Genomic DNA, 24811 nt, shown 5'->3' with positions numbered 1-24811 from the left:
TTAATTAAACATGAAAAATAAGTCAATTATACTCATACTATTATTGATGCTTTCATTTGTTGGAAATGCGCAATATGAAGAATGGGGAACAGGAAAAATATATTTAAAGGATGGTACAACCTTAGAAGGACTAGTCCGTTTTTATTATTTTGTTGATGGACCTTTGTTCTCTAACGAAAAAATGAGATATAAGACGGAACGCAACAAACCGAGTAAAAAGATTGCTGCCAAGAATGTAGATAGTATCAATTTTGATCTTCCATACACTGGGAGGATAAAAGGAAAGAATGTAAAAAGAACGCGTAAGGTTACGTTTTTGTCTATTGCAAAAAATAAAAAGAAAACTAAGTTTGGTTATGCAGAATTGGTGATTGACGGTAAAGTGAAGCTTCTAAAACGATCCTATGTAGACGGACGCACAACTATGGCCAAACGGCAAACATTATTCCTAAAAGAAGGAGGTATGGTAAATACATTCGATAATCTCAAATCATTTAAAAAATCTGCTCAAGAATATTTTGGTGATTGTCCTGCGTTATGTGCAAAAATTGAAAAAAATGTTTTTAGACGAAAGGATGCAGAAAAAATCGCTGAATTTTATAATTCTAGTTGTAATTAAATTAATTTAATTTGCGCCAAATAGTCAAAATGCAAACCATCCATAACCTTCTCACATTTTAATCCAACTGTTAAACACGCTGTTTTTAACGTTTCAAAATCGAGATACAACCATTTCATTGGCGCTTCTTTTTCGCCTCTGTAAGACAGAAAATAATCCAATTCGCCAGGATAACCTTGGTTGAGGTCTAACCACATGCCGCCATCCTCATCTTCATACATATAAGAAATATCAGAAGAGTCAATTAAGATTTGACCATCAGCATTCAATAAAGATTTTAAATGCTTCAAATAGTTAGAAACTTGGGATAATTCTTTAAAAATTCCCGTACCGTTCATTAACAATAAAATGGTGTCAAAAGTTTCGGTTTCCTCCAGAAGTGGTTTTAATTCAGCATTTAAAATACCACGCTTTTCTGCCACTTCAATCGCGCCTTCAGAAACATCAATGGCTTTTACGGTTAAACCTTTTTCTTGTAACCACAACGAATGACTTCCTCCGCCACAACCTACATCTAAAACGTTTCCTTGGGAGAGTTGCAGTGCTTTCTGTTCCAGTTTTGGCATTTCAGAATAGGTTCTAAATAAATAGGGAAGCGGTAATATATCTTCTTCTGAAATATTGGTAGAAGTTATAAGGTCTTCAGTATAATTTCCGTTGTGGTAATCTAATAATGCTTTTCCGAAGAGGTCTTTCATATGTAATTAGTATTGAAATTCAGTTAGAGTGATTTTGATAGTCAAAGGGGTTAAAAATATGAAGCCATAAATACACGTATTTTATCTTCTTGTATTATATGGCTAAAAAAATCTTTAGATTTTTATTCTTGTAATTGCTATAAGATACTTCGTCACAAATTTTTAATGAGTATAGTTCATTTATTAGTGAATTGGTGGCAAAAAATAACGTATTTGGTTTTAATCCGTTCAATCTGTTGATTTCTAATTTTCTCAAAATTGTATCGAGAACTTTACTTAAATTTGCGATATGCAAGACCAAATCAATAACCTTCCAAAGCTTGCCAAAGATAAGCATAAGGAGAATAAAACTTTTTTTACGAAGCTAAAAAAGAAACCGCCAAAGCAATTGGATTATCTGATGCAGGAATTGCACGAGGAAGAATTTGAACGTACCGATTGTTTAGAGTGTGCCAATTGTTGCAAAACCACAGGGCCATTATTTACAGATAAGGATATTCAGCGTATTGCTAAAGCGTTTAAAATGAAAGCACAGCAATTCATTGAAACCTATTTGCGTTTAGATGAAGAAAACGATTATGTATTGCAATCTGTTCCTTGTACGTTCTTAGGCGCTGATAATTATTGTTCTATTTATGAGGTAAGACCAAAGGCCTGTCGGGAATTTCCGCATACGGATCGAAAAAAATTTCAGCAGATAGCCAGTTTAACAATGAAGAATGTTGCTATTTGTCCAGCAGCATATAATATTGTTGAAGAAATGAAAAAGAGAATAGAATTGTAAGGATTGTCTTTTCGGAATAATTTTTGATATTAAAATGATTAAAAAAAATGAGTATGAAAAACTATTTAATAAAAGCCTTTTTTATTCTTTTTACCATTAATATGTCCCATGCACAACCATGGATGACCAATTTGGAGATTGCCCAAAGCTTAGCCAAGGTGCAGAATAAAATGGTTTTGATGGTGTGGGAGGAAGCGACCACCTATCCATATCCGGTTTTGGTAGAATTGGATGATGGGAGAACAGCGTTTATTCAAAATATGTTTGAAGATGAAACCGTCAGCCCATTAATTTGGAAGCATTTTGTGCCTGTCATAGTAAATGAGAATCGTTATGCCGATTGGTATCCCGAAATCAAGGGCAGAAGATCCCAAAAATATATCGATAAATTTAATGACGATTCCATAAAAATAATGGATATTCATGGTAATATTTTAAATGTTTCCAGTGATCTTAATAGTTACCAAAATATTAGTACTTTAATTCGCGATTATGCCTTAAATACAGAGTTTATAGAACATGAATTAAAGGGCTACCAAATAAAGAAAGATTTTTATTCCGCCTACTATTTAGCTTCAAAATATCTCGATTTTTCAATGTATTTAAAAGAAGACATCAGAAAAAAAATCATTGACTTATCAAATATCTATTTAGATGAAGCTACCAGATTCATAGAAGCAAACCCAGAAGAAGATCAGCTTACATTAACCCAACGCGTAGAGCTTTTAAAAATTCAAGAAAACTTAATTACACAGCGTCCCAAAAAAGTACTACGGCAACTCAGACGAATGGACGCCAAAAATGTTGAACCCAATAATCAGACTTTTGCGGCATTTCTATATTATACGGCTTATCAGATTTTAAATGATGAAAACGATGCTGCTCCATGGAAATCTAAACTTTCTTCAGTAAATTTGAAGAAAGCGCAAATGCTTATAAATCTCAACTCTTAAACGCATTGGAAACCATCATTACCTATTTTGAAACCATTCCGTCGTCGCACCGAAGTCTTATTTTGGTTGGTGGACTCACGTTTTTTTGGGTGTTGGAAGGTGGTTTACCGTTATTTAAGTTTACATACAAAAAATGGCAACATGCCATCCCAAATCTCTTTTTTACGTTAACTACTGTTGTTATCAATTTCGCTTTGGCGTTTTTACTTTTAGGCGCTGCAGATTGGGTAAAAGCTAATGATTTCGGAATTATCAATTGGTTGCCTCAAATGCCACTTTGGCTTTACGCTTTGTTAGGTGTAGTATTGCTCGATTTTTTTGGTGCTTACTTAGCGCATTATGTAGAACACAAAGTAAAACCGTTATGGATGGTGCATTTGGTTCACCATACTGATCATAACGTTGATACGACCACGGCCAACAGGCATCATCCCATAGAAAGTTTAATTCGATTTTCGTTTACACTACTTGGTGTTTTTGTGGTTGGGACTCCAATTGCTTTGATTATGATTTATCAGGCCATGTCACTCATATTTACCCAGTTTACGCATGCGAATATTAAAATGCCAAAAGGTTTGGACAAAGCATTGAGTTACGTCATTGTGTCGCCAGATATGCACAAAACCCATCATCATTTTAGATTGCCTTATACCGATTCCAATTATGGAAATATCTTTAGCATTTGGGATCGTATGTTTGGGACCTATAGGTATCTGGATCGTGAAAAATTAAAATATGGCGTCGATGTATTTCCTGATGAAATAAAAAACAGCAATATCAAGGATTTGCTAAAACAACCGTTTCAGAAGTATGAAAAATCAACGCTTTCGGCAGATCTTGACAATTAGTACAGCTGCATTTTTAATTCTTTTAGGTATGAGCTGCAATCCAGAGCAAGAACGCATCGATATTCAAGGTCATAGAGGATGCAGAGGTTTGTTTCCAGAAAATTCTTTGCCAGCTTTTGAAAAAGCCATCGATTTAGGGGTGAACACACTCGAGTTGGATATCGTGATTTCAAAAGATAAAAAGGTGGTGATTTCTCATGAACCCTTTATGAACCCTTTAATTTGCTATGATTTAAAAGGCGAAAGTATTCCAGATTCATTAGAAGCACATTACAATTTGTACCAAATGGATTATGATGAAATTAAGCAGTTTGACTGTGGTTCAAAATTTTATCCAACCTATCCTAATCAGGAAAAATTAAAAACTTATAAACCGTTATTATCTGAAGTTTTTGATTTGGTAAAAGTGAAGCATTCAGATGTTAAATTTAATATTGAAATTAAATCTGAACCTAACTATTATCGCATTTTTACGCCAGAACCCAAAGCTTATGTAGCCTTGGTATTGGATGAAATTAAAAAGAATGGTATGCTTAATCGTGTAAATCTTCAATCTTTTGATTTGGCCATTCTTGAAGAAATTAATAAGCAATCGCCAAAGATGAAAGTGGCTTTGCTAGTGGAAGACAATGAAACGATTGAACAAAAACTTGATGAACTGTCCTATCAGCCAGAGATTATAAGTCCTTATTTTAAATTGTTAACGTCAGAATCGGTTAAGGACTATCAGTCAAAAGGTTATCAGATTATTCCTTGGACCATTAACGATGAAAAGGACATGAAGCAAATGATAGCATGGAATGTTGATGGTATTATTACGGATTATCCGGATAAGCTCGTTGAAATTCTAAAACAATAAAGTTTTTAACAGACTTATTAACAAAACAAGCGTTTGTTCTAATATTTATGTAGTTTGTGGATGATTTGTCAATTATTTCGTTCAAACCACTTATGTTTATTTGGGATTAATTAAATTTTGTTGCTTTAAATCACGCCTTGTGTAACTTAAAGTGTTTACTATTTTGAAAAATTTAATCCGTATCTGTCTCGTCATAATTCTGCTTTTTTTATTAGGTTTTACGCTTCAAGCGCAAGAACTACCTTTCGCTAAACTCGAGAAAAACAGAAACGTTCAAGCCAAAGAATTGATTCATCTATTAAATCCCTCAAAAGACACACTGATTCTTAAAAGTGATAATATCATTAATTCACTATACACCATAAACAAAAACTACACACGAGAGCTTGATTTTGAAATTGATTCAACCGCATATAAGTTGCCGTTGAATAAATTATCTAAAGGAAAACATGTAATTGTGGCGAGACAATCGCCAATGAAAATTGTATTTGTGATAAAAATTTTAAGGGACATTCCTAAAAAAGAGCCGGAAGCTATTAGTGCCGTAGAACCAACCAAGGTTGTGTTTACTGCTAATTAATTAGTTTGGTATATCAAATACTTACTTCGCATGCTTTTATAAGCTTCTAAATCAGCTTGCCAAGTCGCTTTAATTTCGGTTTCGGATAATCCAGCTTCAATCTGTTTCTGCAAAGCAGCCGTTCCTGCATGGGTTGTGAAGTTGGACGTGTTGAATACTTTAGTTTTATCAGTAGCGTGGTTGTAAGCATCCCTAATATATTTCAAGGTGAAATGTCTTTCTGCCTTCACATTAGATAAATCAGCGCCATAGCAAAGTTCATTTTCATGTTTGGGATATTTAGACCCGAAATTGGCAACAGGCGTATAACTAAACGCATAATAATTCTTATCTAAAAACGGAGCACCATAACGCTGAAACTGAAATTCAGTACCTCTACCAGCATTGATGTTGGTGCCTTCAAATAAGCCTAAACTTGGATAAAGTATTATCGATTGGTCATTCGGAAGGTTTGGAGAAGGTCTAATGGGTAAGCTATAAAAAGACTCGTGATTATAATTCGCCATCTCTACAATTGTAATATCACAAGTTAAGCCCTTATTCAGCCAAGCCTCACCATTAATCATTTTTGCGTATTCACCTAAAGTCATGCCGTGAACTAAAGGAATAGGGTGCATGCCTAAAAAGCTACTGTGTTTTGTTTCTAAAACAGGACCATCAACATAATTGCCATTGGGATTTGGTCGGTCTAAAATTAGGAGTGGAATATTTTGCTCGGCGCAAGCTTCCATAACGTAGTGCAATGTTGAGATATAAGTGTAAAACCGAACACCCACATCTTGAATATCAAAAAGCATAATATCTATATTTTCAAGCTGCGACGCTGTTGGTTTTTTATGCTTGCCATGGAGAGAGTAAATATGTAGACCCGTTTTGGTGTCTTTGCCATCTTTTACCAATTCACCAGCATCTGCCGTGCCTCTAAAACCGTGTTCTGGCGCGAAAACTTTTTTGACATTGACTTTTAGTGAAAGTAAAGAATCAATGAGGTGACTGTAGTTCAGGAAACTAGCTTTTCGTGTGTTGTTTCTAAATATTACAGAAGTCTGATTGGCCACTACGCCAACATTCTTTCCTTGTAATAAAGGAAGATATGCTGCCGTTCTATTGGCACCAACAATTATGGATTTATCATGGGTTACATTGTCACTGAGCGGATTCGAAGTGGTCTCTTCCAGCTTCGAGCTTCGCGCTTCGAGCTTCTCAGTTTCAGACTTCACTCGATGGCCACAAGAAAATGTAAGAGCGCATATGGTAAGAATTATCGAGAATAAAACTGTATTTTTGACAACCTTTAAAAGCATAGAGTAGGTTTGAATTTCGAGTTATTTATAGCTAAACGTATAATTGGCAATAAAACGTATAAAAGTAGTGTTTCGGCACCAATAATTAAAATTGGTATCGCAGCAATTGCTATTGGTATCATTGTAATGTTGATTGCTATTGCGACAGGTTTGGGCTTACAACAGAAAATTAGAGACAAGGTTGTGGCATTTAACGGTCACATAGAAATCACTAATTACGATACCAATGCCTCGGATGAATCTCAGGTGCCCATTTCAATCAATCAAGAGTTTTATCCAAATTTTAATACGGTTGAAGGAATAAAACACATACAGGCCGTTGCCACAAAATTTGCCGTAATAAGAACCGAAACCGATTTTGAAGGTGTCGTTGTAAAAGGCGTGGGTGCGGATTATAACTGGGATTATTTTAAAGAGTTTTTAATTGAAGGTCGATTGCCAGATTATACAAAAGAGCGCAATGAAGAAGTCTTAATTTCAGAATATCTCGCTAATCGCTTGGGCTTCAACATTGGCGATAAATTCCAAACTTTATTTACGGATCAAATCGATCGATTGCCTAGAATCATGAATTTTGAAGTGGTTGGTATTTATAATTCGGGTTTTCAAGAACTCGATGAAAAATTTGTGATTGCAGATTTAAGGCATATTCAACGTCTGAATAAATGGGAATCTGACCAAATTGGAAACTTTGAAGTTTTTATTGATGATTTTTCCCAAATTGAAGAAAAAACAGTTGAAGTTTATAAGGCTATTCCATCCTTAATGAATGCCACTTCAATTACGCGAAAATACTATACTATTTTCGAGTGGATTAAGATTTTTGACAACAATACTTATGGCATTATTGCCATTATGATTATCGTTGCTGGGATTAATATGATTACGGCATTGTTGGTTTTAATCCTGGAACGTACCCAAATGATCGGTATTTTAAAAGCGCTTGGTAGCTCAAATTGGACCATCAGAAAAGTATTTCTATACAACGCTTCTTACCTAATTGGTTTAGGGTTGCTTTGGGGAAATATTATTGGTTTAGGCTTGTTGTTTGCACAGAAGTATTTTAAACTATTTCCGCTAAATCCAGACACTTATTATGTAAGTAATGCACCAGTTTACATCAGTTGGGATTATATCATCATACTTAATATCGGAACGTTTGTAGCCTGTTTGCTAATGCTGTTGATTCCTTCCGTAATAATTTCTAAGATTTCGCCCGTAAAGGCGATTCGGTTCGACTGAAAAAGTAAGCAGTCCATAGTCTTCAGTTCAAAGTCGCGATATAGATTAATTTGGAAAGATTGGTTTTTAGTTTAAGGTAATCTCTCTGTGAATCTTAGTGTCGCCTTGGTGTCTCTTTGTGTAACAGAACAACTTTGGAATTTAGTTTTTTGTATTTGAAATTTGTGTTTTCCATTACATAACATTTAACGTAACTTTGCACTTTCGAAAAAACAACTATGGATTACGCAGAAAATATATTAGGTACAATAGGAAACACACCATTGGTTAAAATGAACAAACTAGTGGAAGACTTACCTTGTTTAGTACTCTCAAAATACGAAACTTTTAACCCAGGAAATTCCGTTAAGGATCGAATGGCAGTGCAGATGATTGAGGATGCAGAAGCTGATGGTCGTCTAAAACCTGGAGGCACCATTATTGAAGGCACCTCAGGAAACACAGGAATGGGATTAGCACTTGCAGCAATTGTGAAAGGCTACAAGTGCATTTTTGTAATTAGCGATAAACAGTCTAAAGAAAAAATGGACATTCTTAGAGCAGTAGGCGCCGAGGTAGTGGTGTGTCCAACTGATGTGGAACCAACCGATCCGCGCAGTTATTATTCCGTTTCAAAACGATTAGGGCAAGAAACACCAAACTCCTGGTATGTTAATCAATACGACAATCTGAGTAACACCAAAGCCCATTATCAAAGTACAGGCCCTGAAATCTGGAAACAAACCGATGGTAAAATCACGCATTTTGTGGTTGGTGTGGGTACAGGTGGTACTATTTCTGGTGTTGGAAAATACCTAAAGGAACAAAACCCAAATATTAAGGTTTGGGGCATTGATACCTATGGTTCTGTATTTAAGAAATATCACGAAACAGGGATTTTCGATGAAAAGGAAATCTATCCTTATGTAACTGAAGGTATTGGTGAAGATATTCTACCAGAAAACGTTAATTTTGAAATCATAGATGGTTTTACCAAAGTTACCGATAAAGATGCTGCGGTTTACACCCAAAAATTAGCCAAGGAAGAAGGCATGTTTTTGGGGAATTCTGCAGGAGCAGCCATAAAAGGCGTACTGCAATTAAAAGAACATTTTAAACCCAACGATGTCGTCGTGGTTTTATTTCACGATCATGGCAGCCGTTATGTGGGCAAAATGTTTAATGATGATTGGATGCGTGAGAAGGGTTATATTGACTAAGGTATCAGGCTTTTGAAAGTCAAATTCAATTTTTTAAAACGTTAGAATTTGAAGGGTATGTGTTAATTTATTTGAATTAATTGTTGGACTTTGCGGTGATACAATTTGAATAACATCTTATTATAAGCGTTAAAAACCCATTATGGATTCGTATTTCGTCATTTTAGTAATTATAGGTGTCACATCGCTATTTGCAAGTTTTTTACCTATTCTACTAAAACGATTTAAAATAAGTTTTACGATTCCTCTACTACTTTTTGGTGGTATTCTCTATTATCTCAATACGCCATTACCATGGCCAGATCCTGTATGGCCTGTCGATCTTGCGCTTCGGTTTTCAGAATTAGTGGTAATTATTAGTCTAATGGTGGCAGGCCTTAAAATTGGACTCAATTATTCTTGGAAAGAATGGCGAAATCCATTGCGACTTCTAGGCATAACGATGCCATTATTTATAGTCGCCGTTTTTTTGATTTCATACAATATTTTAGGGTTTGAAGGACACGTAGCTTTATTGTTGGCAGCAGTTTTGGCACCAACAGATCCTGCATTGGCATCAGAAATTCAATTAAACAAAAAGCAATCAAAATCTGATAAAAATGTCGGAGTACAATATAATCTGACGGCCGAAGCTGGTCTTAACGATGGTTTAGCTTTTCCTTTTGTATTCTTAGCAATTATATGGTCGAAAAATGACACACTGCAAGCCGAACAATGGAAAGAATGGCTTAGTTTTTATGTGGTTTATAAAGTGGTCATTGGTGTTTTAGTAGGTATTGCTATAGGTTATGCTTATAGTTTTTTAACCCAAAAACTTTCTGAGCGGTTAGAGCGTAAAATTCATCAAGCTTTTGTGGCAATTTCATTAACGTTATTAGCGTATGGCATTGCAGAATTGTTGAAATCGTATGGGTTTATGAGTGTATTTTTTGCTGGTTTGTTTGCCAATTATCACCAACACACTGATGGACAAAAACATTTAAGTGATCCCAATCTGCACTTTATAACTAATGTCGAAAAATTCCTTATTGTTTTTTGGATGATATTCTTTGGAGGTTCCGTAGTGGCGGGTATTTTAAACTTTACTACCCTTCCTACAATTATTTTTAGTGTGCTGTTAGTAATTTTATTACGACCCATTTTAGGATACGTAGCACTGTTTGGAACAAATTTGAGCAAAAAGAAAAAATTGGCCATTTCGTTTTTCGGAATTAGGGGCATTGGGTCGGTATTCTATCTTACTTATGCCATAAAACACGGGGATTTTGAAAACCTTAATACGATTTACTCTATCGTAGCTCTGGTAATTTTGATATCTATTTTAGTGCACGGCATTTCAGTAAAACGGAGTACGGAAAAAATTGAGGATTAATTATGAATATCGAAGGTATCATAGGAACTGCAGCTGGAGTCTTTACGACCATAGCCGTATTACCTCAAATATATAAAGCGATTACAACTAAAAAAGTTAAGGATGTAAGTCCTTATATGTTCGTGATTTTATGTGTGGGCGTTGGTCTTTGGACGGTCTATGGCATTTTAAAAAATGATTGGCCCATCATCATCACCAATGGTATATCTTTTGTTTTTAATAGTATAATGCTTTATATCGTTTTTACGCAAAATGAAGATTAATCGTTTAGTAGAACAGAGTCTTTAATTCTTTTGATGGATCGATTCCATTTGTTGTAAACTTCGATAGGCTCAGGATAATTGGTCTCAGCCAACAGCTCAGGAAACAACCAAGGCGCATGAATTCTATCGTCATCTATACGCTTTAATTCTGGAATCCATTTGGCTATAAAATCATTGGCCTTGTACTTCAAACTTTGGTGCACAGGATTGGTATAGTAGATTTCAAAAGCCTGCATATGCCAATTCATCCAATTGGAGCTAACGTCGTAATCTATTAATCTACTTTCAAAATATGCGGCTCCCCAAGTCCAGTCAATATTTAAATCCCTTACAAAATAACTAGCGCAATTCACACGACCACGATTACTCATGTAACCAGTTTGGTTAAGTTGGCGCATATGGGCATCGATAAATGGAATTCCGGTTTTACCGCTCTCCATCTTTCAAATTTTTTAGTGTCATTTTCAAAATCAATGGTTTTATTTTTATAACCTTTAGTGAAGAATATAGCATTGCCCATACGCATGCCTTTAAAGGTAAAATAATCACGCCAAACTAATTCAAAAACGAGCCACCACGTACTTTGGTTTTTCTTTATTTTCTCTTCATAATCTTTAATCGCTTCATAAATTAAGCGTGCAGATATACAGCCCAATGCCAAGTATGGAGAAAATTTAGAACTATAATCCATACCAATAGATTGATTGCGAGACCAACGATAACCTGTTAATAATTCAGATTCAAAAGTATAGTATCTTAAACGTTCCAAAGCCTTGTCTTCGCCACCTTCCAAATAAGGTTTGGCAGCTTCATATGCTTCCTTCGTGAAACCAAATAATTTATAATCTGGAAATTTGTTCGATGTTGCATCAGGATGTGCGTTAATATTTTCTGGTGCTTTAAAAGTTGGGCGTGGTGAGCTTTCCTTTGAAGTGGGAATGCGATACGCTTTGCTAGTTAAAGGAATATCCGCTATTGAAAACGGAATATCATCAATATGATAAAACGTTTTTCCCCAGTACAATTGAAAGTCGATATCTGGTAGGACGTTTTTCAAATTTCGAATGAGATCCTCTTCTTCCTTTGCATATTCTTGTTCGGCATAAATTGTTGAAATATGAAATATTTTAATAAGCTTCGGAATGTCAATAACAGCACCTCTATTGCCAATAATGAGATGTCCGTCAATAGCTTCGAGGTTTTTCTGAAGATTACTGATGGATTGCTCTAAAAACTTAAACCGATTAGTATTTGCTTTTTTAAAATCGAGGGGCAAATTTTCAAACCAAAAGGGTTCAACACTATAGCATAAAACAAGTTCATCGCATTCGGCGATGGCAGCACACAAGGCTTCGTTATCGTGTAATCTTAAATCATTTTTAAACCATACTAAGCCTGTTTTCATAATTTGAAATGTTGTTTTTTTTAGATCATTCGTCTTCCATTTTCTCTTTTTCTTCATCAATTTTTTCATCAACTTCATCTTCAGAAATTAAATGATGGTCTTCGTCTAAACCTATGATAGCAATGATATTAGTGACTGCATTGTAAAGCATTAAGATTACTGTAATCATCATGCCGCTAATAACTGAGGTTGAGCCAAGTGTAGTCCAATAAATAATTTTGTACCAGTTTGTTGGTACTTCATCTGATTCTATAATGGGTATATTAAAAAATTGAAATAAAATTAGCGCGGAAATAAATAGAATAACGTCGAATTTTGCAATGCTTAACACCTGTTTGTAATGCTTTTTTCTTAAGGTGTTCTTTGAACCAAAACTCACACTTAGTAATGTTAGAAGAAGGGCTAAAATAGTTGCGGAAGCCAAGACAATTGTATTGCAAAGCATGTTAAGACCGCTTAGCGAAACTTTTAACAAATGTTTTGCTTCGTAACCCGTAACATTACCTAAAAGAAATATACCTGCACCAGTAAATAATGTGGCAATGACACCTCCATAAATGGCGTTTTTATTACTTTTTAAAAAATCAAACATCGCTTGTATCTACGTCAGTTAACATTTCCCTCTCCATATCCAAATCTTCACTATTGTGAATAACAGAAATATCGCCAGTACTCTCAAAAATCACCGCTTTTACGTCATTAAACTTATGCACATTGGCTTCTCTTAATTTTGCTATTAGGTCATCCTTACCAATGTTGCAACGTTTCAATTTATTATAGAGGATTTTTCCATTGTACATAACCAATTGTGGCTTGTTGGTAAAGAGCTTTTTAAAGCTATCGTTTTTTCTAACCAAAAAAGAGAAGAGTGTCTGAAAAGCAATAATAGTTGCTAAAGCTATGGCACCTTTCATTAATGAATAATCGTTGTTCAAAATAATGGAAGCTAACACTGAACCTACAGCAATGGTCGATGCAAAATCGAAACTAGACATTTTTGCAAAAGTTCTAAGCCCAAATATTCTTGTGATAATAATTATTATCGAAAATATGCCTAGAACGGAAATGATTAACCAAATAGCGTCTTCAAAATTCATGATTCTTGTTTTTAGGAAATTTAGTTGAAAGGCAATTATAATGTTAATTCTTATGCTCGAAATGATAACTGATTTAGGCAACACTCTTAATGGTGAAATTCATTAAATTAAATGCGTCAATCATTCATTTAATGGAGTAAGGGAATTTTATTTAGTCCTTATATTTTTGACATATGGATTGAAGTGTTTCAATCATGAAAAGATTATATCAATTTTAATTAGATTTTAGACTGATGCCATTTGACACAATTATAACTGAAGATTTTCAAACGGAATTGGAATCTGAATATAAAACATTCATCTTGAAGCAAAAGCATCCTTGCATTATGGCAAAAACCGTTTTTTTACAAGAAAACTATCATTTAAAGATTTATGAAGATATAGAAAAAGAGACGTCGTTAAGCTCTTTAATGGATGATTTGAAAACATATATAAACCAATACAACTTTGATTCTAACACCTTTGAATCGTTCATCGCTGTTTTTCCGAATAACCATTTTGAAACCGAAATCGATTTTGAAAAATCCTTATGGCAAACCCTCCAAAAGTTACATTATTTAGACGATACGGAATGGGACGTAACGGTAAGTGAAAATCCTGAGGACACTAATTTTAGTTTTAGCCTTAATGGAAAAGCATTTTATATAGTTGGGCTGCATCCCAACAGTTCTCGCAAGGCAAGACAGGCACCATGCACTACCATTGTATTTAATTTACACTGGCAGTTTGAAAGGTTGCGAGAAATGGGAACCTATAAAACAGTGAAAAAACGAATACGAAAACGTGACAAAAAACTGCAAGGCACCATAAATCCTGTGCTAAAAGATTTCGGAAATGATTCTGAAGCCAAGCAGTATAGTGGAAGGGTAGTGGATTCCGACTGGAAATGCCCGTTTCAATCTAAATCCCAATGGGCATGAAAGCAGTGAATAAAATAGAAAGGCAAACAGCAAAAGCCTTTAAACTCAACAAAGGCGAAGTGCTAACGGTTATTGATCCCATGGGGCAACAAGTTAGCGATATGGTATTGTTCAATGCAAATGATTACAAAGAGAAATTATCTTCAGGCAAAACTATGGATTTTGAAGAGTCCATATTACTATCAACAGGGAATTTTCTGTGGAGCAACCGCTCACAAAAAATGGTTGAAATTAATGAAGATACCAATGGACGGAATGATTTTCTATTGGCACCATGCAGTAAGGAAACTTTTGAGATTATGTACAATTGTAAGGAAGAACATCCCAGCTGCCTCAATAATCTTTCAAAAAATCTAAAACCGTACGGCATTACAATTGATGATATCCCAACGGCATTCAATATTTTTATGAACGTTCAGTTTGATTCTGACGGAAAAATTTCAGTATTACCTCCAAATTCCATAGCAGGAGACTATGTTCAATTTGTAGCTCAAATGGATTTGTTGGTGTGCTTAACGGCATGTTCGGCAGAAGATAGTAATGGCGGTACATTTAAACCTATTCATTATACCGTTAAGACAATATAAAACAGCGTCAAAAAAAAATCAACCGAGACATATCGGTTAATTTTTTTTTGTCGAGCAGTTTAATTCTGTTGTGCCCAATCTCTATACATACCATATTGTATTTCGTTGAGAATGGAGTTGAGATGTTTACCTTCTTCTCTTCGGATGTCTTCTGCGGTCATTTTCGAATTGCCGTTGCTCAAATCATCACGAACCGCTTTTATACTCGCTTCAAATTTTCTTTGTTGTGCTTCGGTCATTTCCAATTCCTTCATCATTTTTTGTGTTCTGGCATCAAAATCGCGAATAGTGCTAGAGGTATTGCGTTCTACATTTGAGCGCTTATCATTTTTCTCTGCAGTGTCATTATTAGAAGAATAGCTCTTTTTTGAAGTTGGTTTTTTATAGGCTGTATATAAAAGCGAGGCACTGGTCGCTAAAATTGAAAGGCCAATAATATTTTTTAAAATTTTCATGATATCTTATTTTTAGTTTATAGCCGTAAGATAATCTTTGATGATGGTAAATGTGTACTTATTTAAATGCAATATTGTCTCATTTACTGATTAAACTAATTTTTAATTTTCTCATATTAAACTTTGCAAATCGATAATTTTTATGCGTCAAAAAATCATTGAACTGAGGTAATGGAACAACTCATTCTATTCTAATTTTAGTCTGAATTAATAAATTAAAAAACATATATATTATGAAAGATTTAAAAGGATTATTTGAGCATCAACTAAAGGATTTGCACAGTGCGGAATCTCAATTGGTGAATGCCTTACCAAAAATGGCACAGAAAGCTTCTAATTCTAAATTGAAAGATGCGTTTGAGGATCATTTAAAAGAAACAAAGGATCACAAACAGCGCCTAGAGGATATTTGTAATGAATTGAATGTTAAACCAACAGGTGAAAAGTGCAAAGCTATGGAAGGCCTAATCAAGGAAGCTGAAGGTTTTATGGACGAAGCAGATAACGATGATGTTATGGATGCAGGTCTTATTGCCGAAGCACAGCGTGTAGAACATTATGAAATTTCTGGTTATGGAACGGCAGTAAGATACGCCAAGGAATTAGGGCACAGTGATATTGCGTCTAAATTACAGAAAACATTGGATGAGGAATACAATGCTGATAATAAATTAGATAAATTGGCAGAACACAGATTAAATGAAAAAGCGAAGTAGATAGGCTGTATTGTTTCAATTTAAAAGATATAACTTATCTAAATTTAAAACCAGAGTACTTAGTGACTCTGGTTTTATTTTTTAATCTAAATTATCGTATAGTGTAGTCACGGAGTACTCAATTAGAAAATTATTACTTTTGATTTCTAAGAAAAGCTTTCTTTCGAAACAAATGTCTATTTTAGTACATGCAAGAAGATTTCCTTCACTATATCTGGAAACATAAAGCCTTTGATTCGTCTCACTTAAAAACGACGAAGGGAGACCTTATTAGAATATCGAATTTAGGGCAGCATAACCATAATGCTGGTCCGGATTTCTTTAATGCACAACTCAGTATTGCTGAACAGTTTTGGGCAGGGAATGTTGAGATTCATATAAAATCTTCAGATTGGTATGTGCATCATCACGAAACCGATAAAGCGTATGATAATGTGATTCTTCACGTGGTTTGGGAACACGATACCGAAATTTTTAGACAAGATAATTCTGAAATTCCAACCTTGGAATTGAAACACTATGTCGATAAGAACTTAATCCATAACTATCAAAAACTTATACGATCCAAAACTTGGATCAACTGCGAAACGAGTTTTTCTGAAGTTGATGATTTTCTACTCAATAATTGGTTAGAACGCTTATATATAGAACGCTTAGAGCGAAAATCTGAAACCATTCAACAATTGCTTAAAGCATCCAATAACGATTGGGAGGCGGTCTTGTTTCAAATGTTACTAAAGAACTTCGGACTAAAAGTGAATGGGGAACCGTTTCTCAGTTTAGCGAATTCCATAGAATTTTCTGTCGTGCGGAAACTTCAAAATGATGTTTTGGATTTGGAAGCGCTGCTTTTTGGGCAATCAGGCTTGCTTTCAGAGGAGCAAATTGAAGAGGCGTATTATACCAATTTGAAGCATCGCTATGGATTTTTAAAACAGAAATTCAATCTGGATAGTCATGGTGTCTTGCCTTTACAATTTTTTAGGTTAAGACCACCAAATTTCCCGACCATTCGACTGTCGCAATTTGCAAATTTATACAGTTTGGAGCAGAACTTGTTTTCAAAAATAATACAATTCAACACGCGAGATGAGTTTTATGATTTTTTCAATTTGGGCGTTACTGGTTTTTGGAGATCGCATTATACGTTTGGTAAATCCTCGAAAGTATCTAAAAAAACCTTGACTAAATCATTCATCGATTTACTCATCATCAATACGTTAATTCCACTTAAATTCAGTTATGCAAAGGCGCAAGGGAAAACGGTGGAAGATGAGGTGTTTCAACTCATAAAAGAACTTAAAATTGAGAATAATAGTATTGTCTCTAAATTTTTGGATTTAAAACTTATTGAAAAAAACGCTTTAAATTCTCAGGCCTTGCTGGAGTTAAAGCAAAACTATTGTGATAAAAATAAATGCTTGCAATGTGCCATTGGAAATAGTTTAATTGTGAAAAATAACTAAATTGCAATATGAACTGGTTCTATAGGCTATTATTGTATTTTCAAAAACGAGGCTATTACGTTTGTCAGCGTATTGCGGACCGTTTAGGTATAAGGGCAAAAATTGTAAGAACTTCTTTTATGTACCTGACTTTCGTAACTGTTGGCTTTGGGTTTGCTTTATATTTATTCTTGGCGTTTTGGATGCGAATTAAAGATATTATTTACACTAAACGCTCTTCGGTTTTCGACTTATAATTATATTAGTATTGCATGGATAACCCACTTTTAAAACTTTATAGATCAAAGATATACACCGCCATATTAATGCTGGTTTTACTATTGGCAATAGGTTTTTTGGGCTATAGGTTTATTTCTGGTTACGAATGGCTCGATGCAATCTACATGACGGTCATCACCATTACTACAGTCGGTTTCGCAGAGGTAAATCCATTGGATACAGAATCTAAAATTTTTACTATTTTTCTGATTTTAGCAAGTGTCGTTATCGTAGGATATGCCTTGTCCATTATTACAGAATTCATTTTGAGTAGAAATAATATTGAAGACATAAAACAACGTAAGATGCAAAAGAAAATAGATGCCATGACAAACCATATTATAATATGTGGTTATGGACGAAACGGAAAGCAAGCGGCTAAAAAATTATTGGCCTACGAAAAACCATTTATTATCATTGAGCGCGATAAGGACGTTATTGAGAAATTTCAAGATGATGATGTTTCTTTTGTTTTTGGTAATGCCAGCGAAGACGAAATCTTATTATTGGCAGGAATTGATAGGGCAAGCACACTGATTTGCGCTTTGCCAAGTGATGCCAATAATTTGTTTATTGTGTTGTCTGCCAGACAGATTAATCCTAAGTTATCCATAATCAGTAGAGCCTCCGAGGAAACGTCGTATAACAAATTGAAATTAGCAGGTGCCAACAATGTTATTCTTCCAGATAGAATAGGAGGCGACCACATGGCATCTTTAGTGGTGATTCCAGATTTGGTTGAGTTTATAGATAATTTGGGAATTGTAGGCGAACGCAACATCAATATCGAAGAAGTAAAAGTTGAACAATTGTATAACGCTTCCGAAGAAAGAACAATCAGGGACTTGGATTTAAGAAAAAAAACAGGTTGTACGGTGATTGGTTTTAAGGATGATAAAGGTGAATATATCGTCAATCCCGAAGCTGACACGAAATTAATACCAGGTTCTAAAATTATTGTTCTAGGTCGCCCAGAACAGATTCAGAAATTAAATTCTGAATATGATATTGTCTAACTCATATAGCCATTTTAACGCATCAAACTTTAAAAGTTCAATATTTTTTAGCATCTTGTCAACTTTATTAACCAAAACTAACTAATAACTACACTTATGAAGAAATATCTTCTTATTCTTTTCACACTTATATTGCCCTTATCGATTATGGCTCAAGAGCCTGTTTCAGAAGAAACGACCTCTCAAAAAATTGATAAAAATTTCAAGAAATATACAGGTTGGTTTGTAGATGGTATTTTTTGGGAAATTCCGTTTGGCGAAATTGAAGAGGAAGTTGTTTTAAACACCGCTTCTGAGGATATTCAGGCATTTAAAAAAGAGATTAAAAACGATACGGTTTATTTTAGTGAAATAAAAATGCCCAGCGTAAAGGTGGCGCAGAGTCTTGCAATTAAAACGGGACAAAATATTTATGTGAAAGATGAGGCGACTATTGCTATTCCGCAAGCATCGTTAAATAATACAAACGAGATTGTGCTTATCGCAAAAACACCATACATAAGTATTCCTTGGGTATTGATTGTTTTGATTGGCGGCGCATTGTTCTTTACCATTTATTTTAAATTCATAAATGTTACGGGCTTTGGTTTGGCCATTAGAGTTGTTAGAGGTAAATATGAGGATATAGAGAAACATGGCGCAAACACATTATATGGTGATGATGCCGTAACTGTAACAGATGATGGGAAATTAATTGATACAAACAAATCACAGGCAGATACCTTATATGGAGATAGTACACCAAACGAGGGCGAAGATCTTCCTGAGACCATAAGGGATGAAGGTGCAGATGGAGAAGTGTCACACTTTCAGGCTTTAACAGCTGCTTTATCCGCAACTGTAGGTTTAGGTAATATTGCCGGTGTAGCCGTTGCTTTATCTATTGGTGGACCTGGTGCAACATTTTGGATGATTGTTGCAGGACTTTTAGGAATGGCATCAAAATTTGCGGAATGTACATTGGGTGTAAAATATAGAGATGTTGGTGAAGATGGAACCGTTTATGGCGGACCAATGTATTACCTTACTAAAGGGCTTAAGTCTAAAGGAATGGGTGGCTTTGGTAAATTTTTAGCAGTAGTATTTGCTATTTTTGTAATTGGTGGTTCCTTTGGAGGCGGAAACATGTTTCAGGCCAACCAAGCAGCGGCTCAATTTGTTAAAGTATTCGATTTAGATCCCGCTTCTAATGCAGGACTTTATTTTGGTCTTGTGATGGCGGTTCTTGTTGCTGTAGTTATCATTGGTGGTATTAAGCGTATAGCTAAAGTAACAGAAAAGGTAGTGCCTTTTATGGCTGGAATCTATGTGTTAGCGTCTTTAATAATTCTTGGTGCTAATTTTACTTTAATAGACGATGCCTTTGCGTTGATTTTTGAAGGTGCATTTTCAGGACTGGGAATAGCAGGTGGATTGATAGGAGTTATGATTCAAGGTATTAGAAGAGGTGCATTTTCAAATGAAGCAGGTGTGGGTTCTGCTGCCATTGCGCACTCCGCTGTTCGTACAAAATATCCGGCTTCAGAAGGGATTGTAGCGCTTTTAGAACCTTTCGTAGATACCGTTGTGATTTGTACAATGACCGCTTTGGTTATCGTAATTACAAATTTTGATGGTGGCTTTATGGAATATGGAGTAGAGATTAAAGAAGGTGTAGAAATTACAGCTACGGCTTTTGATTCTGTAATTCCACATTTCTCAGTCATTCTTACCATTGCTGTGATCTTATTTGCGTTTTCAACTATGATTTCTTGGTCTTACTACGGTATGCAAGGTTGGGTGTATTTATTTGGAAAGGGTAAAGTCTCTGATTTAGCCTATAAAATATTGTTTTTATTCTTCGTAGTTGTTGGAGCGTCAATTAGCTTAGGTGCTGTAATTAACTTTTCAGATGCCATGATTTTTGCCATGGTTGTGCCTAATATTATAGGTGTCATTATCCTATCTCCAATTATTAAGAAAGAATTAGCTAAATATTATAAAGCCATTAGCGTAAAAGAAGAAGCCATTGATGAAGGCGCTGATGATCTCAATGAAGTTTTATAGAAAGAAACCTATTTTCAATTACGTGTTTTTTCATTGGAATGCTCAATTTTAATAGGGATAATAGCTTTAAGGTTTTGAAAACCTGAAAGGTCTAAAAATTAAAGCCTAAAAAAATATTTAAGACATTCGACTTGTAGCAGTGTTTAAGTTGATTTTGAATTTTAGAAATTGCAGCCCAAGAGTGTATGTAAAATAAAAAATTATTTTATCGGTTAAGGACCAAAGAGTCTAGTATGTTGATTCTATAAGCGCAGCGGTCTCGACTCTAAAAAATAAATATCAAATATATGAAATCCTATTTCCAGTTTTCTAACAAACAACGGAATGGGATTTTTTTATTGTTGGCAATAGTTGTGCTGCTACAATGCGTATATTGGTTTGCTCCAAAAATCTTCGCCAGTGCAAAAGAAGATTTTCCCGAAAATAAAGATGAAGTAGAAACCTTTAGGAACCAATTGGACTCATTGCGTTTGGTTGAAATAGAAAATAAGAAACCTAAAATCTATCCATTCAATCCAAATTATATTACCGATTATAAAGGGTACACTTTAGGAATGACCAATGAAGAAATTGATAGACTTCATAAATTTAGGGCAACTAACCAATGGGTGAATTCTGCCAAGGATTTTCAGAAGGTAACCAAAGTCACGGATTCATTTTTAGCTACAATTTCGCCTTATTTCAAATTTCCAGATTGGGTCACGAATCCGAAACCAAAATCTCAAGGTTACAGTAATTCCTATTCAAACTCTAGAAAGCCTAAAACCTATCAGCAGAAAATAGATTTAAATAAAGCCACGGCAAGTCAACTGAGAAAAGTCTATGGTGTAGGCGAAAAATTGTCGGAACGTATCATCACATACCGAAATAAATATAAAGGTGGATTTATCTCAGATATCCAACTGAGCGAGGTTTATGGGTTGTCGCCAGAAGTTATCGAGCGCATTCAAAACGACTTTACTGTTAAGACACCAAGAGCAATTACCAGGTTCAATCTCAATACGGCTACTAGAGATGAATTGGTCACTATTCAATACATCGGTTATGACGTTGCGAATAACATAATTGAAGAACGAACGCTAAGGGATGGCTTTAAATCCTTGGAAGAATTAACAAAAGTTGAAGATTTTCCCATCAAGAAATTCGAGATAATTAAGTTATATTTGCATTTATGAACTTATCTTGACTATTAGTTTTCAACCGAAAAGTTTCGCTTTTGTGCTGTAATGAAGGTGGTTTTTCTCAACATAGCATCGCTACGTTTATAAAAATCAGCGAAAGTAGAGTGCAAAATGATAATTTTGCAGGGAAAAGTAATAGTCGAGATGAGTTCTATTAACAAACAACAATTTATGTCTAACTTATATTTTACGGAAGAACACAATTTATTCAGGGAAAGCCTTAGGGAATTCTTAAAAAAAGAAGTCGTGCCACATATTGATAAATGGGAAGAAACAGGTCATATAGAACGTTTCATCTGGAAAAAATTTGGAGATATGGGTTATTTTGGGTTAGCAACACCCGAAGCTTATGGTGGGCTGGATTTGGATTTGTTCTATACTGTAATTTTTCTTGAAGAAATGCAACGCATCAATTCTGGTGGCTTTGCGGCGGCAATGTGGGCACATGCTTATTTAGCAATGACGCATCTGAACAAGGAAGGTAATCATGAGCAAAAAGAAAAATATTTAACACCAAGTGCTTTAGGTGATGCCATAGGCTGTCTTTGTATTACGGAGCCATTTGGAGGAAGTGACGTGGCAGGTATGCGAACAACGGCCGTAAAAAAAGGGGATACTTACGTAATCAATGGTTCTAAAACCTTTATAACCAATGGTGTTTATAGTGATTATTTGGTGGTTGCGGCTAAGACCAGTCCTGAATTAGGAAACAAGGGCATTAGTATTTTTATAATGGACAGGGATACACCAGGTATTTCAGCCACAAAATTAGACAAGTTAGGTTGGAGAGCTTCGGATACTGGAGAAATTGCTTTTGACAATGTGGTCATTCCGGCTTCAAACTTAATGGGAGAAGAAGGTCAAGGTTTTCCGTACATCATGCAACATTTTTCTTTAGAAAGGTTGATCATGGGCGTGAATGCCCATGCAAGAGCGGAATATGCTTTAGAATATGCCAAACAATATATGTCTGAAAGAACAGCTTTCGGAAGAACCATCGATAAATTTCAAGCCTTAAGGCATACTTATGCGGATTGCGAAACACAAATGGAAATTTGTAAGCAATTCAATTATTATGTAGCAAAACGATTGGATATGGGAGATTATGTTGTGAAAGAAGCGACCATGTCTAAACTACAATCTACAAAAATGGCAGATGATGTTATTTACCAATGTCTTCAGTTTTTAGGAGGTTATGGTTATATGGAAGAATATCCATTGGCGCGTATGTCAAGAGATAGTCGATTAGGGCCAATTGGTGGTGGTACTTCTGAAATCCTCAAGGAAATCATTGCTAAAATGGTAATTGATGAAAAGGATTACAAGCCGGCTACATAGTTTATTTTAAAATATAGTTATCCAAAATCCTGCCATTGAGTGGGATTTTTTTTTGTTCAAAATTCAATATTAATCCTAGCTTATAGTTATATTTAAGTCCGAATTATGTATTGGAACATTGTTATGAAGTTTCTAGCTGGAATAAATTTTCTAATACATGTTTCGGATTGTGGTCCACCAAACAAATCGAATGAGTCTTAAAGCCTTTTCAGAGTATTTATTATTGGAGAAGACGTATTCCAAACATACTGTTTTAGCTTACACTCGTGATATCGAAAATTTTCAAAACTTTCTAAATCTAAATCACGATTCTCAAGATTTAGGAGAAGTTGGCTATTCTGAAATCAGACAATGGATTGTAGAATTGGTAGATAGCGATATTTCCAATCGAACTATAAATAGAAAAGTTTCTTCATTAAACACCTACTATAAATTTTTACTCAAAACCGAAGATGTTCGGGTTAATCCCTTAAAACAACACAAGGCATTAAAAGTAGGTAAAAAGGTGCAACTGCCTTTTTCGGAACAAGAATTGAAAACCGTTTTGGAAGACGCTATCGAAGTCAATGATTTTGAAAGTGCTAGAAATCATTTCATTATTGAATTGTTTTATGCCACAGGAATTAGACGTATTGAACTCGTAAATTTGAGGCTAGTAGATATAGATAAAGGAAATAACCAAATAAAGGTATTAGGTAAAAGAAATAAGGAAAGATATATTCCCTTAATAGATTCGTTATCCAAGTCCCTAAACTGCTATTTAAATTATCGAAAGAATTTACCTATAATTGAAGACAGGGAGATATTATTTTTAACAAAAAAAGGTCTTAAAGTTTACGAAAAGCTTGTTTACAGAATAATAAATAAGTATTTTAGTCAAGCATCTACGAAGGCAAAATGCAGCCCTCATGTATTAAGGCATTCGTTTGCAACGCACTTGTTAAACCAAGGTGCGGATTTGAATACAGTAAAAGAACTTCTTGGACATACAAGTTTAGCGGCAACCCAAGTGTATACACATAACAGTATAACCGAGTTAAAAAAGGTACACGCTAAAGCACATCCAAGAAACCAACCCTAGCTCACTTCGCTATAGTAATATCAATACGAAGTCCGAAAGCGTTGGTTTAATATTTATAAGTCTGTGTTGAAAAAAATTAACACACATGTCTAACTTAAACTAATAGTATATGAAACATTCATAACATAACATTTCAATAATTAGGAAATGTCATTGTGAAGGTTGCATAAGACCAATTATAAACCATTAAATATAATCACATGAAAGTAAACACTCAATCCGTAAATTTTACAGCAGATAGTAAGTTGATAAATTTTATTCAGAAGCGTATGGATAAATTGGATATGTTTTATGATAAAATAATTCAATCCGATGTATATTTAAAAGTTCAGAAAACAAGTGATAAGGAAAATAAAATATTTGAAGTTAAATTAAATGTGCCAGGAGATAGTTTTGTTGTAAAGAAGCAATGTAAAACATTTGAAGAAGGTGCTGATGCGGCTATTGCCTCTTTGGGAAGACAGATTAAAAAGCGAAAAGAAAAATTAAGAGCACATAGTTAAATAAAATTTTTAAAAAAATGT

General features: G+C 34.7%; 28 protein-coding genes. 21 read left to right on the top strand and 7 right to left on the bottom strand.

The annotated features are described in order from the left end of the window. Nucleotides 1-10 precede the first annotated feature (10 nt). Nucleotides 11-619 carry a hypothetical protein gene (locus tag HM987_RS13400; RefSeq protein WP_179008560.1) on the top strand — a complete coding sequence of 203 codons (609 nt, stop codon included), beginning with the start codon at nt 11-13 and terminating at the stop codon, nt 617-619. Here the strand turns inward: HM987_RS13400 and HM987_RS13395 are convergent. After that, the gene (locus tag HM987_RS13395) at nt 616-1317 is read right to left on the bottom strand and encodes a class I SAM-dependent methyltransferase (protein WP_179008559.1); all 702 of its coding nucleotides are present in this window, start codon (nt 1315-1317) and stop codon (nt 616-618) included. The genes HM987_RS13400 and HM987_RS13395 overlap by 4 nt on opposite strands. Nucleotides 1318-1606: 289 nt before the next feature. Here HM987_RS13395 and HM987_RS13390 point away from each other — a divergent pair, with 289 nt between their 5' ends. From HM987_RS13390 to HM987_RS13370, 5 genes are all read left to right on the top strand, one after another. Further along, nucleotides 1607-2101 (top strand): YkgJ family cysteine cluster protein, encoded by a 495-nt coding sequence (locus tag HM987_RS13390; protein WP_178989365.1) that lies wholly within the window; start codon nt 1607-1609, stop codon nt 2099-2101. 53 nt (nt 2102-2154) lie between these two features. After that, nucleotides 2155-3054, top strand: coding sequence for a hypothetical protein (locus HM987_RS13385; RefSeq protein ID WP_179008558.1), 900 nt, complete (start codon nt 2155-2157; stop codon nt 3052-3054). 5 nt (nt 3055-3059) lie between these two features. Beyond that, complete coding sequence (locus HM987_RS13380) at nt 3060-3902, top strand: sterol desaturase family protein (protein WP_179008557.1); 843 nt, start codon at nt 3060-3062, stop codon at nt 3900-3902. Then, nucleotides 3892-4761 (top strand): glycerophosphodiester phosphodiesterase, encoded by an 870-nt coding sequence (locus tag HM987_RS13375; protein WP_229724457.1) that lies wholly within the window; start codon nt 3892-3894, stop codon nt 4759-4761. Before HM987_RS13380 ends, HM987_RS13375 begins: the two co-directional genes overlap by 11 nt. A gap of 163 nt (nt 4762-4924) precedes the next feature. Beyond that, nucleotides 4925-5341 carry a hypothetical protein gene (locus HM987_RS13370; protein ID WP_179008556.1) on the top strand — a complete coding sequence of 139 codons (417 nt, stop codon included), beginning with the start codon at nt 4925-4927 and terminating at the stop codon, nt 5339-5341. Here HM987_RS13370 and HM987_RS13365 read toward each other — a convergent pair. Next, a complete protein-coding gene (locus HM987_RS13365) occupies nt 5338-6645 on the bottom strand; it encodes an exo-beta-N-acetylmuramidase NamZ family protein (RefSeq protein ID WP_179008555.1) in 1308 nt (435 codons plus the stop codon). The two genes, HM987_RS13370 and HM987_RS13365, sit on opposite strands and share 4 nt — an antisense overlap. A gap of 9 nt (nt 6646-6654) precedes the next feature. Here HM987_RS13365 and HM987_RS13360 point away from each other — a divergent pair, with 9 nt between their 5' ends. The 4 genes from HM987_RS13360 to HM987_RS13345 all read left to right on the top strand — a co-directional run bounded on the left by HM987_RS13360 (nt 6655) and on the right by HM987_RS13345 (nt 10721). Then, nucleotides 6655-7887, top strand: coding sequence for an ABC transporter permease (locus HM987_RS13360; protein ID WP_179008554.1), 1233 nt, complete (start codon nt 6655-6657; stop codon nt 7885-7887). A 218-nt stretch (nt 7888-8105) separates the two neighbouring features. Continuing rightward, nucleotides 8106-9086 carry a PLP-dependent cysteine synthase family protein gene (locus HM987_RS13355; protein ID WP_179008553.1) on the top strand — a complete coding sequence of 327 codons (981 nt, stop codon included), beginning with the start codon at nt 8106-8108 and terminating at the stop codon, nt 9084-9086. Between the two features lie 142 nt (nt 9087-9228). Further along, complete coding sequence (locus tag HM987_RS13350; protein WP_179008552.1) at nt 9229-10458, top strand: cation:proton antiporter; 1230 nt, start codon at nt 9229-9231, stop codon at nt 10456-10458. Nucleotides 10459-10460: 2 nt separating this feature from the next. Next, nucleotides 10461-10721: a SemiSWEET family sugar transporter gene (locus HM987_RS13345; protein WP_179008551.1), complete on the top strand. Its 261-nt coding sequence runs from the start codon at nt 10461-10463 to the stop codon at nt 10719-10721. Here the strand turns inward: HM987_RS13345 and HM987_RS19580 are convergent. The 4 genes from HM987_RS19580 to HM987_RS13330 are packed head-to-tail and all read right to left on the bottom strand — an operon-like array spanning nt 10718 to nt 13223. Further along, nucleotides 10718-11161 (bottom strand): FAD-binding domain-containing protein, encoded by a 444-nt coding sequence (locus tag HM987_RS19580; protein ID WP_229724456.1) that lies wholly within the window; start codon nt 11159-11161, stop codon nt 10718-10720. The two genes, HM987_RS13345 and HM987_RS19580, sit on opposite strands and share 4 nt — an antisense overlap. After that, nucleotides 11089-12126: a deoxyribodipyrimidine photo-lyase gene (locus HM987_RS13340; protein ID WP_229724454.1), complete on the bottom strand. Its 1038-nt coding sequence runs from the start codon at nt 12124-12126 to the stop codon at nt 11089-11091. The genes HM987_RS19580 and HM987_RS13340 overlap by 73 nt, the downstream gene beginning before the upstream one ends. Nucleotides 12127-12151: 25 nt before the next feature. Continuing rightward, nucleotides 12152-12718: a hypothetical protein gene (locus HM987_RS13335; RefSeq protein ID WP_179008550.1), complete on the bottom strand. Its 567-nt coding sequence runs from the start codon at nt 12716-12718 to the stop codon at nt 12152-12154. Beyond that, nucleotides 12711-13223 carry a DUF421 domain-containing protein gene (locus HM987_RS13330; protein WP_179008549.1) on the bottom strand — a complete coding sequence of 171 codons (513 nt, stop codon included), beginning with the start codon at nt 13221-13223 and terminating at the stop codon, nt 12711-12713. The genes HM987_RS13335 and HM987_RS13330 overlap by 8 nt, the downstream gene beginning before the upstream one ends. 233 nt (nt 13224-13456) lie before the next feature. Here HM987_RS13330 and gntA point away from each other — a divergent pair, with 233 nt between their 5' ends. Then, complete coding sequence (gene gntA / locus HM987_RS13325) at nt 13457-14143, top strand: guanitoxin biosynthesis heme-dependent pre-guanitoxin N-hydroxylase GntA (protein ID WP_179008548.1); 687 nt, start codon at nt 13457-13459, stop codon at nt 14141-14143. Beyond that, nucleotides 14140-14730, top strand: coding sequence for a DUF1989 domain-containing protein (locus HM987_RS13320; RefSeq protein ID WP_179008547.1), 591 nt, complete (start codon nt 14140-14142; stop codon nt 14728-14730). Before gntA ends, HM987_RS13320 begins: the two co-directional genes overlap by 4 nt. Nucleotides 14731-14789: 59 nt before the next feature. On the opposite strand, the gene HM987_RS13315 is transcribed toward HM987_RS13320, so the two are convergent. Continuing rightward, nucleotides 14790-15185: a hypothetical protein gene (locus HM987_RS13315; protein ID WP_179008546.1), complete on the bottom strand. Its 396-nt coding sequence runs from the start codon at nt 15183-15185 to the stop codon at nt 14790-14792. 233 nt (nt 15186-15418) lie between these two features. Here HM987_RS13315 and HM987_RS13310 point away from each other — a divergent pair, with 233 nt between their 5' ends. The 9 genes from HM987_RS13310 (at nt 15419) to HM987_RS13270 (ending at nt 24790) form a co-directional block, all read left to right on the top strand. Next, nucleotides 15419-15901: a YciE/YciF ferroxidase family protein gene (locus HM987_RS13310; RefSeq protein ID WP_179008545.1), complete on the top strand. Its 483-nt coding sequence runs from the start codon at nt 15419-15421 to the stop codon at nt 15899-15901. A 188-nt stretch (nt 15902-16089) separates the two neighbouring features. After that, a complete protein-coding gene (locus HM987_RS13305) occupies nt 16090-17367 on the top strand; it encodes a DUF2851 family protein (protein WP_179008544.1) in 1278 nt (425 codons plus the stop codon). Nucleotides 17368-17375: 8 nt separating this feature from the next. Beyond that, complete coding sequence (locus tag HM987_RS13300) at nt 17376-17603, top strand: PspC domain-containing protein (protein ID WP_179008543.1); 228 nt, start codon at nt 17376-17378, stop codon at nt 17601-17603. Between the two features lie 15 nt (nt 17604-17618). Further along, nucleotides 17619-18641, top strand: coding sequence for a potassium channel family protein (locus HM987_RS13295; RefSeq protein ID WP_179008542.1), 1023 nt, complete (start codon nt 17619-17621; stop codon nt 18639-18641). A gap of 96 nt (nt 18642-18737) precedes the next feature. After that, a complete protein-coding gene (locus HM987_RS13290) occupies nt 18738-20687 on the top strand; it encodes an alanine/glycine:cation symporter family protein (RefSeq protein ID WP_179008541.1) in 1950 nt (649 codons plus the stop codon). A 287-nt stretch (nt 20688-20974) separates the two neighbouring features. Beyond that, nucleotides 20975-21862 carry a ComEA family DNA-binding protein gene (locus HM987_RS13285; RefSeq protein WP_179008540.1) on the top strand — a complete coding sequence of 296 codons (888 nt, stop codon included), beginning with the start codon at nt 20975-20977 and terminating at the stop codon, nt 21860-21862. Between the two features lie 177 nt (nt 21863-22039). Further along, nucleotides 22040-23206, top strand: a complete 1167-nt coding sequence (locus tag HM987_RS13280) for an acyl-CoA dehydrogenase family protein (RefSeq protein WP_179008539.1) — start codon at nt 22040-22042, stop codon at nt 23204-23206. Nucleotides 23207-23396: 190 nt separating this feature from the next. Further along, complete coding sequence (locus HM987_RS13275) at nt 23397-24287, top strand: tyrosine-type recombinase/integrase (protein WP_179008538.1); 891 nt, start codon at nt 23397-23399, stop codon at nt 24285-24287. 200 nt (nt 24288-24487) lie between these two features. After that, nucleotides 24488-24790: an HPF/RaiA family ribosome-associated protein gene (locus HM987_RS13270; RefSeq protein ID WP_178989341.1), complete on the top strand. Its 303-nt coding sequence runs from the start codon at nt 24488-24490 to the stop codon at nt 24788-24790. Nucleotides 24791-24811 lie beyond the last annotated feature (21 nt).

The sequence above is a fragment of the Winogradskyella forsetii genome (assembly GCF_013394595.1).
Taxonomy (GTDB): Bacteria; Bacteroidota; Bacteroidia; order Flavobacteriales; family Flavobacteriaceae; genus Winogradskyella; species Winogradskyella forsetii.
The sequence above is the reverse complement of the archived record's forward strand: the minus strand, read 5'-3'. Positions and strand labels throughout refer to the sequence as shown.

Excerpts from the sequence above, each read along its gene's own strand:
- HM987_RS13400 (WP_179008560.1), top strand. The coding sequence starts at position 11 with ATGAAAAATAAGTCAATTATACTCATACTATTATTGATGCTTTCATTT.
- HM987_RS13395 (WP_179008559.1), bottom strand. The coding sequence starts at position 1,317 with ATGAAAGACCTCTTCGGAAAAGCATTATTAGATTACCACAACGGAAAT.
- HM987_RS13390 (WP_178989365.1), top strand. The coding sequence starts at position 1,607 with ATGCAAGACCAAATCAATAACCTTCCAAAGCTTGCCAAAGATAAGCAT.
- HM987_RS13385 (WP_179008558.1), top strand. The coding sequence starts at position 2,155 with ATGAAAAACTATTTAATAAAAGCCTTTTTTATTCTTTTTACCATTAAT.
- HM987_RS13365 (WP_179008555.1), bottom strand. The coding sequence starts at position 6,645 with ATGCTTTTAAAGGTTGTCAAAAATACAGTTTTATTCTCGATAATTCTT.
- HM987_RS13355 (WP_179008553.1), top strand. The coding sequence starts at position 8,106 with ATGGATTACGCAGAAAATATATTAGGTACAATAGGAAACACACCATTG.
- HM987_RS13350 (WP_179008552.1), top strand. The coding sequence starts at position 9,229 with ATGGATTCGTATTTCGTCATTTTAGTAATTATAGGTGTCACATCGCTA.
- HM987_RS13345 (WP_179008551.1), top strand. The coding sequence starts at position 10,461 with ATGAATATCGAAGGTATCATAGGAACTGCAGCTGGAGTCTTTACGACC.
- HM987_RS19580 (WP_229724456.1), bottom strand. The coding sequence starts at position 11,161 with ATGGAGAGCGGTAAAACCGGAATTCCATTTATCGATGCCCATATGCGC.
- HM987_RS13340 (WP_229724454.1), bottom strand. The coding sequence starts at position 12,126 with ATGAAAACAGGCTTAGTATGGTTTAAAAATGATTTAAGATTACACGAT.
- HM987_RS13335 (WP_179008550.1), bottom strand. The coding sequence starts at position 12,718 with ATGTTTGATTTTTTAAAAAGTAATAAAAACGCCATTTATGGAGGTGTC.
- HM987_RS13330 (WP_179008549.1), bottom strand. The coding sequence starts at position 13,223 with ATGAATTTTGAAGACGCTATTTGGTTAATCATTTCCGTTCTAGGCATA.
- gntA (WP_179008548.1), top strand. The coding sequence starts at position 13,457 with ATGCCATTTGACACAATTATAACTGAAGATTTTCAAACGGAATTGGAA.
- HM987_RS13320 (WP_179008547.1), top strand. The coding sequence starts at position 14,140 with ATGAAAGCAGTGAATAAAATAGAAAGGCAAACAGCAAAAGCCTTTAAA.
- HM987_RS13315 (WP_179008546.1), bottom strand. The coding sequence starts at position 15,185 with ATGAAAATTTTAAAAAATATTATTGGCCTTTCAATTTTAGCGACCAGT.
- HM987_RS13310 (WP_179008545.1), top strand. The coding sequence starts at position 15,419 with ATGAAAGATTTAAAAGGATTATTTGAGCATCAACTAAAGGATTTGCAC.
- HM987_RS13305 (WP_179008544.1), top strand. The coding sequence starts at position 16,090 with ATGCAAGAAGATTTCCTTCACTATATCTGGAAACATAAAGCCTTTGAT.
- HM987_RS13300 (WP_179008543.1), top strand. The coding sequence starts at position 17,376 with ATGAACTGGTTCTATAGGCTATTATTGTATTTTCAAAAACGAGGCTAT.
- HM987_RS13295 (WP_179008542.1), top strand. The coding sequence starts at position 17,619 with ATGGATAACCCACTTTTAAAACTTTATAGATCAAAGATATACACCGCC.
- HM987_RS13290 (WP_179008541.1), top strand. The coding sequence starts at position 18,738 with ATGAAGAAATATCTTCTTATTCTTTTCACACTTATATTGCCCTTATCG.
- HM987_RS13285 (WP_179008540.1), top strand. The coding sequence starts at position 20,975 with ATGAAATCCTATTTCCAGTTTTCTAACAAACAACGGAATGGGATTTTT.
- HM987_RS13280 (WP_179008539.1), top strand. The coding sequence starts at position 22,040 with ATGTCTAACTTATATTTTACGGAAGAACACAATTTATTCAGGGAAAGC.
- HM987_RS13275 (WP_179008538.1), top strand. The coding sequence starts at position 23,397 with ATGAGTCTTAAAGCCTTTTCAGAGTATTTATTATTGGAGAAGACGTAT.
- HM987_RS13270 (WP_178989341.1), top strand. The coding sequence starts at position 24,488 with ATGAAAGTAAACACTCAATCCGTAAATTTTACAGCAGATAGTAAGTTG.